The 11,843-nt window shown below is 71.6% G+C and carries 9 protein-coding genes; 2 read left to right on the top strand and 7 right to left on the bottom strand.

Annotation, left to right across the window (positions count from 1 at the left end; translation table 11 throughout):
• Positions 1-35 precede the first annotated feature (35 nt).
• The 4 genes from BJP65_RS04865 to BJP65_RS04850 all read right to left on the bottom strand — a co-directional run bounded on the left by BJP65_RS04865 (position 36) and on the right by BJP65_RS04850 (position 4,128).
• On the bottom strand, positions 36-1,694 hold the full coding sequence (locus BJP65_RS04865; RefSeq protein ID WP_070408399.1) for a PTS mannitol transporter subunit IICB: 1,659 nt from the start codon (positions 1,692-1,694) through the stop codon (positions 36-38).
• Positions 1,695-1,794: 100 nt separating this feature from the next.
• The gene (gene ptsP / locus BJP65_RS04860; RefSeq protein WP_070408398.1) at positions 1,795-3,492 is read right to left on the bottom strand and encodes a phosphoenolpyruvate--protein phosphotransferase; all 1,698 of its coding nucleotides are present in this window, start codon (positions 3,490-3,492) and stop codon (positions 1,795-1,797) included.
• A 13-nt stretch (positions 3,493-3,505) separates the two neighbouring features.
• Positions 3,506-3,781 carry an HPr family phosphocarrier protein gene (locus tag BJP65_RS04855; RefSeq protein WP_055834397.1) on the bottom strand — a complete coding sequence of 92 codons (276 nt, stop codon included), beginning with the start codon at positions 3,779-3,781 and terminating at the stop codon, positions 3,506-3,508.
• Between the two features lie 20 nt (positions 3,782-3,801).
• Complete coding sequence (locus tag BJP65_RS04850) at positions 3,802-4,128, bottom strand: PTS sugar transporter subunit IIB (protein ID WP_055834402.1); 327 nt, start codon at positions 4,126-4,128, stop codon at positions 3,802-3,804.
• Between the two features lie 167 nt (positions 4,129-4,295).
• Here BJP65_RS04850 and BJP65_RS04845 point away from each other — a divergent pair, with 167 nt between their 5' ends.
• On the top strand, positions 4,296-6,224 hold the full coding sequence (locus BJP65_RS04845; protein ID WP_181015986.1) for a transcription antiterminator: 1,929 nt from the start codon (positions 4,296-4,298) through the stop codon (positions 6,222-6,224).
• 125 nt (positions 6,225-6,349) lie between these two features.
• Here the strand turns inward: BJP65_RS04845 and BJP65_RS04840 are convergent, their stop codons facing one another.
• From BJP65_RS04840 to BJP65_RS04830, 3 genes are all read right to left on the bottom strand, one after another.
• Positions 6,350-7,339 carry a hypothetical protein gene (locus BJP65_RS04840; RefSeq protein ID WP_070408397.1) on the bottom strand — a complete coding sequence of 330 codons (990 nt, stop codon included), beginning with the start codon at positions 7,337-7,339 and terminating at the stop codon, positions 6,350-6,352.
• A 207-nt stretch (positions 7,340-7,546) separates the two neighbouring features.
• Positions 7,547-9,253, bottom strand: coding sequence for a phospho-sugar mutase (locus BJP65_RS04835; protein ID WP_070408396.1), 1,707 nt, complete (start codon positions 9,251-9,253; stop codon positions 7,547-7,549).
• A complete protein-coding gene (locus tag BJP65_RS04830) occupies positions 9,250-10,083 on the bottom strand; it encodes a purine-nucleoside phosphorylase (RefSeq protein ID WP_055834410.1) in 834 nt (277 codons plus the stop codon). The genes BJP65_RS04835 and BJP65_RS04830 overlap by 4 nt, the downstream gene beginning before the upstream one ends.
• A gap of 90 nt (positions 10,084-10,173) precedes the next feature.
• Here BJP65_RS04830 and BJP65_RS04825 point away from each other — a divergent pair, with 90 nt between their 5' ends.
• Positions 10,174-11,634 carry an NAD(P)H-quinone dehydrogenase gene (locus BJP65_RS04825; RefSeq protein WP_070408395.1) on the top strand — a complete coding sequence of 487 codons (1,461 nt, stop codon included), beginning with the start codon at positions 10,174-10,176 and terminating at the stop codon, positions 11,632-11,634.
• The last annotated feature ends 209 nt before the right edge of the window (positions 11,635-11,843 follow it).

Here is an 11,843-nt window from a genome sequence, read left to right as displayed (position 1 = left end):
CGGCGCATGTGCTCCGGCCCCTCCGTGATAGTGGATTACTTCGCGTCGTGCTGGGCGCGCACCATCTCCACGACCTCGTCGTACTTCGGCGAGTTCATGAAGTTGTCGACCGAGACGTGGATCGAGTCGGGCGACTGCGACTTGGCGCGGTCGGTGAGCTGGTTCTGCGTGATGACCAGGTCGGCCGAGCCGTCGAGGTTCGCGATCGCCTGGTTGGTGACCGTGATGCCGTCGATGCCCGCCTTCTTGATCTTGTTGCGCAGGACGCTCGCGCCCATCGCCGACGAGCCCATGCCCGCGTCGCACGCGAACACGATGTTGTTCAGCTGCTTGGTCGCGACAGCGCCGCCCTCGAGGCCGCCCAGGGCGCCCTCGACGTCGCGGTCCGCCGAGGCGTTGACGTCGTTCGAGGTGCGGGTGCGCAGGGCCCCGAGCGTCGAGGACTCCTTGCCCTTGTTGGCCTGGGTCTGGTCGATGGCGGCGGCGAACTTGTCGTCGCCCCCCTCGGCGGCCAGGTCGCGCTTGCGCGAGGCCCGCAGGATGACGCCCGCGACAAGGAAGGTCACGGCGGCGGCGATGATCACCGAGAGGTAGACCACGAGCACGTTCGCGATGCCGCCACCGGCGGCCGCGGCCGTCACGGCGATGATGCTGCCGGGAGCGGCCGGGAAGAGCAGGCCACCGCCGAAGATCATGTTCGTGGCGACACCGGCAGCGCCACCGGCGATCAGGGCGAGGATCGTCATCGGCTTCGCGAGGGCGTACGGGAAGTAGATCTCGTGGATGCCGCCGAAGAACTGGATGATGATCGCACCGGGAGCCGAAGCCTTCGCCGCGCCGACACCGAAGAAGGTGAACGCGAGCAGCAGGCCGAGGCCGGGGCCGGGGTTCGCCTCGATGAGGAACAGGATCGACTTGCCCGACTCCGCCGCCTGCTCGATGCCGAGCGGGGTGAAGACGCCGTGGTTGATGGCGTTGTTGAGGAACAGCACCTTCGCGGGCTCGACGATGATCGACAGCACCGGCAGCAGGTTGAACTGCACGAGGAAGGCGACGATGCCGCCGAGGAAGGCGCTGATGCCGAGGAACACCGGACCGAAGGCGAAGAAGCCGACGATCGCGAGGATCATGCCGAGGATGCCGGCCGAGAAGTTGTTCACGAGCATCTCGAAGCCGGGGCGGATCTTGCCGTCCCACAGCTTGTCCATCTGCTTGGTGACGTAGGCCGCGAGCGGGCCCATGATCATCGCGCCGAGGAACATCGGGATGTTGGTGCCGGCGATGACGCCCATGACCGCGATCGTGGCGACCACGCCACCGCGCGCACCGTAGACGATGCGTCCACCGGTGTTGGCGATGAGCAGGGGCAGCAGGTAGGTGATCATGACGCTGACCAGGCCGACGTAGCCCTGGTAGGTGCCGGCGTCGCCCTCGGTGAGGGCGGTCATGGCGCCGGGCCAGCCGATCGTGGCGGCGTCACCGCCGCCGCCGAGGATCTCGGCGACCGGCTCCCAGTGCCAGCCGAACGGGCTGCGCGCCCCGAAGAAGCCGTCGGGGATGAAGAGCATGGTGATGAAGCCCCATGCGATGAAGGCCGCGATGTTCGGCATGATCATGCCGGAGAGGAACGTGCCGAATCGCTGTACCGCGACCCGTGCCCCTCCCGGCTTCTTGGTGGGTGACGTCGTCGTCATTGCTGTGTCTCCTTGGTGTGGTGCGCAGCGGGGGCCACGCAGTGGGGAAGCGGCTGGTGCCGCCGGTGTTCGAGGAAGCGACCGGGGTCGTTTCACGTGGTCAGGACAAGGCGGGAGCCGCTTCCCGGGCTGCCGAGACGGCCTGGGCCGCCTCTCGGGCGGAGGCCGCGTCATCGGCGGCCAGGGCGGCCTCGGCGATGCGGAGCGCATCGTCGAGAGTGTGGGTGAGCAGGGTGGCGCGCACGTCGGCGAGGGCGGTGGGGGCCATCGACAGCGTGGTGGCGCCGAGACCGACGAGCACGACGGCGAGCAGCGGGTCGGCCGCGGCCTCACCGCAGATGCCCACGGGCTTGTCGTAGGTGCGTCCGGCGGCGCCGACCTCGCGGATGAGGCGCAGGACGGCCGGATGCCACGGGTCCTGGAACGACGCGACCGAGCCCAGCAGCCGGTCGGCGGCGAGGGTGTACTGCGTCAGGTCGTTGGTGCCGATCGAGGCGAAGTCGGCGATCTGCAGGATGCGGTCGGCCAGCAGCGCCGAGGAGGGGACCTCGACCATGACGCCGGTGGTCTTCAGGCCGTAGTCCTTGGCGAGCGCCGTGAAGTACCGGGTCTCTTCGACCGTCGAAACCATCGGGGCCATGACCCACAGGTCGGCGGGGCCCGCCTCGGTCTTGCGGGTCGCGGCATCCGCTTCGGCCAGGGCCGTGAGCTGCTCGCGCAGGATGTCCTCGCTCGCGCGCAGGGCGCGCAGGCCCCGAAGGCCCAGCGCCGGGTTCTCCTCGTGGGCGTCGTTGAGGAAGGGCAGGGGCTTGTCGGCGCCGGCGTCGAGCACGCGCACGACGACCTTCTTGCCGGGGAACGCCCCGAGCAGCTCGGTGTACGCGGCGCGCTGCTCCTCGACGGTGGGGGCGGAGCTGGAGCTCAGGAAGAGGAACTCGGTGCGGAACAGGCCCACGCCCTCGGCGCCCAGCTCGACGGCTTCGGCGGCTCCGCCGGGCTTTCCGAGGTTGGCCAGCAGGGGCACCTTGGTGCCGTCGGCGAGCGCGCCGTCGGTGATGGGGGCGGATGCCGCGGCGGCACGGGAGGCTGCGCGGGTGAGCGCGCGCGCCTTCTCGTCGTCGGTCGGGTCGAGGGTCACGACACCGGCGGCGGCGTCGACGATCACGGACTGGCCGTCGACGAGGTCTTTGGCGCCGGCCGCGCCGACGACGGCGACGATCGACTTCTCACGGGCGAGGATCGCCGTGTGCGAGGTGGGCCCGCCCTCGGTGGTGACCAGGGCCAGCACCTTGTCGAGGTCGAGCAGCGCGGTGTCGGCGGGGGCGAGGTCCTTGGCGACGAGCACGAACGGGTGGCCGGGGTCGGGGATGCCGGGGGCGGCGACGCCGCGGAGGCGGGCGATGACCCGCTGGGCGACGTCGTCGAGGTCGGCGGCGCGCTCGCCGAGGTAGCCGCCGAGGGCGACGAGCTGCTCACGGAACGAGGCGAAGGCGTCGTGCACGGCGAACTCGCCGGTCTTGCCGGTCGCGAGACGGCTGTCGACCTCGGCCTCGAGGGTGGGGTCTTCGGCGATCATCGCCTGGGCTTCGAGCACGTCACGGGCGGCGCCGCCGGCCTGTGCTCCTCGGGCTTCGAGCTCGCGGGCGACGGCTGCGATGGCCTCGCGCACGCGGGTGGTCTCGGCCTCGACCGACTGCGCGCTCTTCTCGTCCTTCGGGGCGGGCAGGGGCTCGGCCATGCGCGCCACGGGTCCCTGGGCGACGCCCAGTCCGATTCCGACTCCACGGAGTTCCGTCATGGTGCTGTTTCCTTTACTCGGTGTCGTGGTCGGTGGTCAGCAGTTCGCTGAGGCGGTCGATGACGGCCTCGGCGCTGTCGCCGTCGGCGGTGAGGGTGACGTAGTCGCCGTACTCGAGACCCAGCGCGATGATGCCGAGGATGCTGGCGGCGTTGACCGCGGCGCCCGCGTCCTTGGCGATCGTCACGGGGATGCCGGAGTCCTTGGCGGCCTGGGCGAAGAGCTTCGCGGGGCGCGCGTGCAGCCCGTGCGTCGATCCGATGCGGACGGTGCGGGTGAGGTGGGGCATGGGGATCCTTTCCGTCGGTCTCAGATCGTGTCCGCGCCCGGGCGGGCGCGCAGGGCCTCTTCGACGAGCGCGAGCGTGCGGATGCCGCTGCGGTCGGTGAAGACGTCATCGGGGAGCAGGGCGACCAGGACGTCCCGTGCGGCGGCGTCCTGCCGGATGCGCTCCAGGTCTGCGGCCAGGTGAGGTCCGACGAGCACGATGTCGGCCTGGTCGAGGTCGATCGGCAACGAGCGGACGGTTCCCGCCGAGGCGGAATAGGCGAGGCCCTTGTCTTGCGCAGCATGACGAACGCGTTGCGCGACGAACGTGCTCGACGCACCCGCTCCGCACACCACGAGGATCCTCATCGACCGGCCTTTCTCCCTCTCGATTGTCCGCACCGCGCTCCCAGCAGACAACCAGGTTCGTTTCCCACCCCCCGGAACATGGATGCCGCCCACCCGCGCCGGGGGAGGGGGTGCGTGGTTGGATGGAGGGAGCGCTGCCACACTCGGTGCGGCGCGGAGGACGGATCGTGACGACGAAAGCTCGCCAAGACCGCCTGCTGGCCCTGTTGCTGCGGGACGGGGAATGGTCGACCGCCGCGTCCTTGGCCGATGCGTTGGGCGTCACCCCGCGCAGCGTCCGGTCGTACGTGACGGCCGTCAACGCGCGCGTGGCGGGAGGCGCCGCCATCGAATCGGGCCCGCTCGGGTACCGCGCGGGAGCCGACGCGGCCGCCGCGCTGCGGGCGATCTCGGGATCGGATGCCGGAACCCCCCGCGACCGCCTCCACACCCTCGTGCGGCGCCTGCTCGACTCCGCCGACGGCATCGACGTCTACTCGACCGCCGACGCGCTGCACGTGAGCGCCGCGACCCTCGAAGCCGATCTGTCGCGCGTGCGCGGCCTGCTCGGCGGCACCGAACTGACCCTGGAGCGCTCGGCATCCACCGCCCGCCTCCGTGGGACCGAAGTCGCCCAGCGCCGACTGCTCTCGAAGCTCGCGCACGACGAGATGGATGCCGGGCACTTCGACCTCGACGCCCTGCGGCGCACGCTCGGGGAGCGTTCGGTGGGCGCGCGCGCCTTCGGACCGTTCAAGGCCGAGCTGGTGTCGGAACTCGGATCCCTCGGGTACTACGTCAACGAGATCGGCATCGGCGACGTCGTCATGCACATCGCCATCGCCGCCGACCGCACCACCCGCGACCGCGCGCTGGGATCTCCCGGCGGCGATTCGTCGGACGCCGCCGCCGCCGTGGCGGCGCTGCTCGACCGGTTGACGCTCAAGCACATCGGCGTGCAACTGGGCTCCGGCGACCTGCGCCATCTCGCGACCCTCGTGCTCACGCGCATCGTCGCCCCCGGCTCGCCGGCCGTCGACGACGTGCGCTCGCGCCTCGACCCCGCGGTGGAGGTGGCCGTGCGGCGGGTCGTCGAGAACGCGGCATCCGAGTTCCTCGTCGACATCGCGCACGACGACTTCATCCTGCGCCTCGCGCTGCACGTGCAGAACCTGCTGCACCGCTCGCGCGAGCAGGCCTGGTCGCGCAACCCCCTGACCCGTTCGCTGAAGTCGACGTACCCGATGATCTTCGAGGTCGCCGTCTACATCGCCAAGGGACTGCAGGACGGCCTGGGCATTCCGATCCTCGACGACGAGATCGCCTACATCGCGATGCACGTGGGCGGGCGCCTCGAGCGCAGCCGTCGCGCCGACCAACTGCTGACGGCGACGATCGTGTGCCCCGGGTACTACGAGCTGCACGAGCTGCTGCGCTCCAGCGTCGACCGCTCGCTCGGGCAGGCCATCGAGGTCGTCGGTGTCGAGACGCGCATCGACCCGGCCTGGGACGCGATCGACACCGACCTGGTGCTCACCACGATCGACCCGCCGCGCCCCGGTGACCGCTTCGTGCGGATCCAGCCCTTCCTCACCGACGCCGACGTCGAGCGCGTGCAGGCCGCGGCCGGTCGCATCCGCCGCGGGCGTCGCCTGGCGCGGCTGCGGGCCGAACTCGAGCGGTACTTCGCGCCCGGGGCGTTCGTGCGGGGCCTGGATGCCACCGACGGCGAGGCCGGCGTCATCCGGCTCCTCGGCGGGCTGCTGGTGGAGCAGGGGGTGATCGACGACGCCTATGTCGTGCGCGCCGTGGAGCGCGAGGCGATCTCGTCGACCGCGTTCACCGACGCCCTCGCCGTGCCGCACGCGATGGGCATGACCGCGACGCAGACGCGCATCGCGATCGGCATCGCCGACCCCTCGATCACGTGGGGAGAGGGCCGCGTGCAGGTCGTGGCGCTGGTGGCGTTCAGCGAGACCGACCGCGAGGCGTTCCAGACGGTGTTCGAGCAGTTCGTCGAGGTCTTCAGCGAGCGCGACAGCGTGCAGCGGATCGTGCGCAAGGCGACGAGCTTCCCCGCGTTCCTCGACGAGCTGGTCGCGGTGATCGACGGCTGACACGTCGGCCCCTTCGGCCGTGCGGTGCCGTGCCGTGCCGTGCCGCCGTGCCGTGCGGTGCCGTGCCGCCGTGCCGTGCCGCGCGGCGTCGCCTGGTGTGGGGCGGGTTCGGTGCAACGGGGCGGTCATTGCGCGCCCCGGTGCACCGATCGCGCCCCGCCGCGCGGAGGAGTGATGCCGAAGGCCGCGAGGCGGAGGCCGAGCGTGGCCGCGTCGCCGAGATCCTCCCAGCCCCACCGGACGACGTGGCGCCGCGTGGTCCCGCGGATCCAGTCCTCTCGGCGCTTCTCCTCTTCGATGACGTGCTGAGGGGTCTTGCCTTCGGCCGCCGCGATACCCCGGTACTTCACGCGACCGTCGAACTCGCCCCACGCGTCGACATCGTCGAGGCCGAAGTCGACCCAGTAGGTCGTGCCGTTCGGTCCGGGAACCCCGACCTGGAGGGACGGCGGTGCGAAGCCGAGGTCGTGCAGCCGCAGACGGCTCACGCTTTCACCGGGCAGCTGGGCGCGCCCGTCGGCGAAGAGCAGGACCTTCTCGGCGGCGCGACGACCCCGGGGCGACGTGCGCGCCCAGCTCAACGCCTCTTCGCGGAGGCGCTCCGCGTCATCGACGTCGTAGCGGCCGGGTGAGGGGAACGCCCGAGCTCGGAGTGCCGCATCGGCGATGCTGACCGAGACCTCCCGCGTCTCCGCCCGCGCGACATCCGCCATCGTTCGCGCGAGAGGCGTGCAGCGCAGCCCCGCCACCTCCACCAGCTCCGTCCCCTCGGTGAGGGAGCGATGGCGCACCACCCCCGCGCCGGCGCTCGGGCGAGATTCGGCCGTGAGGACGTGCAGACCGCCGTCGTCTCGCAGGCAGGGCAGCCCCAGCAGAGCCGCGGCGGTGAGTCCGCAGAACACCGGCGGGGACCCGCTCGTGCGGGCCAGCGCTCGAGCCTTCACGACGATCTTCTCTTCGCGGCTGAGCCCATCCACGTCGGCCGCCCGGGCGTACATCCCCGGGCGGATGGCGCGCAGGAACCCGACGTCGAGCTCGCGTCGGACGCGGCGGGAGTGCCATCCACGCTCGACGAGATCGGCACGTCGAAGAAGCGGCACGGCGTGGGGGTCCATTGACCCACTGTGTCTTCTTCGCGGGGCGGCTCTCACACAGATCGGACCGTCTGGGGACGGGGCCGCGAACCTGCCCGCGGGGGAGGAACCGTGCGGAGCCCGGGATAGGGGCGCGATCAGTGCAATGGGGCGATCATCGACCGCCCCGTTGCACCGATCGCGCCCCGTTCGCGCCGCGCCGCGCCGCGCCGCCCGGCCCCGCGCCCCTCAGCGCATCGACACCAACAACGCCTCCGCCCCCGCGCGCAGCGCGGCGAGGCGACGGGTCGCCTTCTTGGCCGACGTGCCGCGCACGTCGAGGTAGAGCTTGAGCTTGGGCTCGGTGCCGCTGGGACGCACGATCAGGCGCGAGCCGTCGTCGAGCCACAGGCGCAGCACGTCGCCCGGCGGGAAGCCGTCGACGCCGTCGAGCAGGTCGTCGATGCGCGTCACCGCGGTCTCGCCGATCGCGGACGGCGGCTGGGCGCGGAGGGATGCCATGATCCCGCCGATCTCGCTCACGTCGCTGACGCGGATCGAGATCTGATCGCTCGCGAACGCGCCGAACGTGTCGCGGAACTCCTGCAGCAGGTCGGCGACGGTGCGGCCCTGGCCGCGGGCATCGGCCGCCATCTCGAGCAGCGCGACGGCGGCGGAGATGCCGTCCTTGTCGCGCACGGTGCCGGGGTTCACGAGGTACCCCAGGGCCTCTTCGAAGCCGAACACGATGCCCGGTGCCCGCGAGATCCACTTGAAGCCGGTGAGCGTGGAGTGGAAGTCGAGTCCGTAGTGCTCGGCGACCGCCTGCAGGCCCGGTGACGACACGAGCGAACAGGCGAGGGATGCCGGGGCCCCGGCGTCCGCGTCCCGGGCGTCGTGCGCCGCGCCGTCGTGCGCGGCAGCCGCGGCCCGCGCCGCGCGCCAGCCCAACAGCAGCCCGATCTCGTTGCCGGTCAGGCGGCGCCAGCCGGCCTCGGCGTCGGGGTCGGGGATCGCGACGGCGAGGCGGTCGGCATCGGGGTCGTTCGCGATGACGAGCTCGGCGTCCGCCTCGCGCGCGGTCTCGAACGCGAGGTCCATCGCGCCCGGCTCCTCGGGGTTGGGGAACGCCACCGTCGGGAACCGCCCGTCGGGGTGGATCTGCGCGTCGACGACCGTGGGCTGCGGGTACCCCGCCTCGGTGAGCACGCGTGAGACGGTCTCCCACCCGACGCCGTGCATCGCGGTGTAGACCCACCGCAGGCCCGCGGCTCCCGCGGGGGCGGGGGCGACGGCCGCGGTGGCCGCGACGTAGGCGTCGACGACCGACTCGGGGGCGTTGGCGTATCCCACCGACCGGGGGAGCACCGTGACGTTGCCCTCGTCGGCGATCCGCTGGATGTGGGCGGCGATCTCGGCGTCGGCGGGCGACACGATCTGCGCACCCTGGTCGACGCCGCCGAGGTACACCTTGTACCCGTTGTCGTCGGGCGGGTTGTGGCTCGCGGTCACCATGACGCCGGCGTCGGCGCCCAGGTGACGCACCGCGAACGCGAGCACGGGGGTGGGCAGCATGCGGGGGAGCAGGATCGCGTTCAGCCCCGCTCCCGTGAAGATCTCGACCGAGTCGCGCGCGAAGACGTCGGAATTGCGACGCCCGTCGTAGCCGACCACCACGGTCGGCGTTCCGGGGCGATGCTCGAGCAGGTACGCGGCGAATCCGGCCGCGGCCTGCGCGACGAGCACGCGGTTCATGCGGTTGGAGCCGGCGCCGAGGGTTCCGCGCAGGCCCGCCGTGCCGAACGCCAGGCGGGTCGAGAAGCGGTCGTCCAGATCGGCCTCGGCCTCGGCATCCCCCGTCTCCACCCGGGCGATGAGCTCCGACAGCTCGTCGCGGGTCACGGCATCCGGATCCTGCGCGAGCCAGGCGCGGGCCGCGTCGAGGTACGCGCTCACAGCGCGCCGATCACGCGCGCGAGCAGCGCCGAGATCACGGGCTCGGCCTCGCGGCCGGCCTCGAGCACCTCGGCGTGGCTCAGCGGCGTCTGCTGGATGCCGGCGGCCAGGTTCGTGATGAGCGAGAAGCCCAGGATCTCCATGCCGGCCTGGCGCGCGGCGATCGCCTCGAGGGCCGTCGACATGCCGACGATGTGTCCGCCGATGGTCTTCGCCATCTGCACCTCGGCCGGGGTCTCGTAGTGCGGACCGCGGAACTGCGTGTAGACGCCCTCGTCGAGCGTGGGGTCGATCTCGCGCGCGATGGCGCGCAGCCGCGCCGAGTACAGGTCGGTGAGGTCGATGAAGGTCGCGCCCTCGAGCGGGGAGTCGGCGGTGAGGTTGATGTGGTCGCTGATGAGCACGGGCTGCCCGGGGGTCCACGTCTCGCGGATGCCGCCCGCGCCGTTGGTGAGGATCATCGTGGTCGCCCCCGTGGCGGCGGCCGTGCGGACGCTGTGGACGACCCGGCGCACGCCGTGACCCTCGTAGTAGTGCGTCCGCGCGCCGATGACCAGCACGTTCTTGCCGCCGGGGGTGCGGACGCTGCGGAGCGTGCCGACGTGCCCCTCGAGGGCGGGCTTCGAGAAACCGACGACCTCGGTGGCGGGGAACGACGCCGTCTCCTCGCCGATGAGCTCGGCGGCGCGTCCCCACCCCGACCCGAGGGTCACGGCGATGTCGTGGTGCTCGACCCCGGAGAGGCGGGCGATGTCGGCCGCTGCGGCCGTGGCGACCTCGAACGGGTCGACCGCCGGGTCATCGAGCGGGTGAGAAGTGCTGTTGGACATGCCTCCACTCTAGAAAGCGCGGAGGCTCCGGGGCCAGACGCGGGCACAACGGGTCGTTCGCGTGTCGCCGACGCAGACGACGCTGACACAATGGATGTCATGGTGCAGAGCTTCGAGCGCAAGCAGTCCGTCGCGATCGTCGGGGGCGGCCCCGGCGGCTACGAGGCGGCCCTGTCCGCCGCGCAGCTGGGCGCCGACGTGACCCTGGTGGAGCGCGCGGGCGTGGGCGGTTCGGCCGTGATCACCGACGTCGTCCCCTCGAAGACCCTCATCGCCACCGCCGATGCGGCCGTCGCGATCCGCGGGGCGAGCGACCTCGGCGTGCAGCTGTTCGCCCGCGACGACCGCGGCAAGCCCCTCACCCCCGAGGTGGCCATCAACCTCGCCGCCGTCAACCAGCGCCTGCTTTCGCTGGCCCGTCAGCAGTCCGATGACATGCGCAGCTCGCTCCTCGAGGCGGGCGTGCGCATCATCTCGGGTCACGGCCGGCTCGACGGCGGTTCCGCGGTGGTGGTCTCGACCGAGGCCGGCGGCACCGACTTCGACCGCATCGAGGCCGAGACGCTCGTCGTCTCGGTGGGCGCCTCGCCGCGCGAGCTCCCCTCGGCGCAGCCCGACGGTGAGCGCATCCTGACGTGGACGCAGCTGTACAACATGAAGTCCGTGCCCGCGCACCTCATCGTGGTGGGCTCGGGCGTCACGGGCGCCGAGTTCGCGTCGGCGTACATGAACCTCGGTGCCAAGGTCACGCTCGTCTCGAGCCGCGATCAGGTGCTGCCCGGTGAGGACCAGGATGCCGCGGCCGTGCTGGAGCGCGTGTTCCAGCGCGGCGGCATGACGCTGTTGGCGAAGGCGCGGGCCGAGTCGGTCGTCAACACCGGCGACGGCGTGCTCGTCACCCTCGCCGACGGACGCACGATCGAGGGCAGCCACTGTCTGATGGCGGTCGGCTCGATCCCCAACACCGCCGGCATCGGTCTCGAGCAGGCCGGTGTGCAGATGACCCCCGGGGGCAACATCCGCGTCAACCGCGTCGCGCGCACCTCGGTGCCGAACATCTACGCGGCCGGTGACTGCACGAACTTCGTGCCCCTGGCATCCGTCGCGTCGATGCAGGGCCGTCAGGCGATCTTCCACGCGCTCGGCGACATCGTCATCCCGCTCGAGACCCGCCGCATCACGGCCAACATCTTCACCGCCCCCGAGATCGCCACCGTCGGCTTCAGCGAGCAGGACGTGACCGAGGGACGCTTCAAGGGCGTCGTGAAGAAGCTTCCCCTCTCGGCCAACCCGCGCGCGAAGATGCAGGGCATCACCGACGGCTTCGTCAAGATCATCGCCCGGCAGGGCAGTGGAACGGTCATGGGCGGCGTCATCGTCGGGCCCAAGGCGTCGGAGCTCATCTACCCGTTGGCGATCGCCGTGGAGCGCCGCCTCACCGTCGACCAGGTCGCCCGCGTCTTCGCGGTGTACCCGTCTCTGACCTCGAGCATCACCGACGCCGCGCGCGCGATGCACATCGTCGACCGCGACGATCCCGGCGAGGACTGAGCCTTCCGGATGCCGCGCTCCGCGGCATCCGTCCCCCGCTGCGCGCTGCGCGCCCCGCCCGAGCCCGCGCTCGTGCCGCGCGCAGACACGCATAAACGCCGTTCCTGCGCATAAACGGAGTGCGTGAGCGTTTCTCCGCAGGATCAGCGTTTATGCGGATGTGGGACCCTCGCGTCACTCGCTCGGCGTACGTCGCGGCGGGGCGCACC

The sequence above is a fragment of the Microbacterium sp. BH-3-3-3 genome (assembly GCF_001792815.1).
GTDB lineage: Bacteria > Actinomycetota > Actinomycetes > Actinomycetales > Microbacteriaceae > Microbacterium.
The sequence above is the reverse complement of the archived record's forward strand: the minus strand, read 5'-3'. Positions and strand labels throughout refer to the sequence as shown.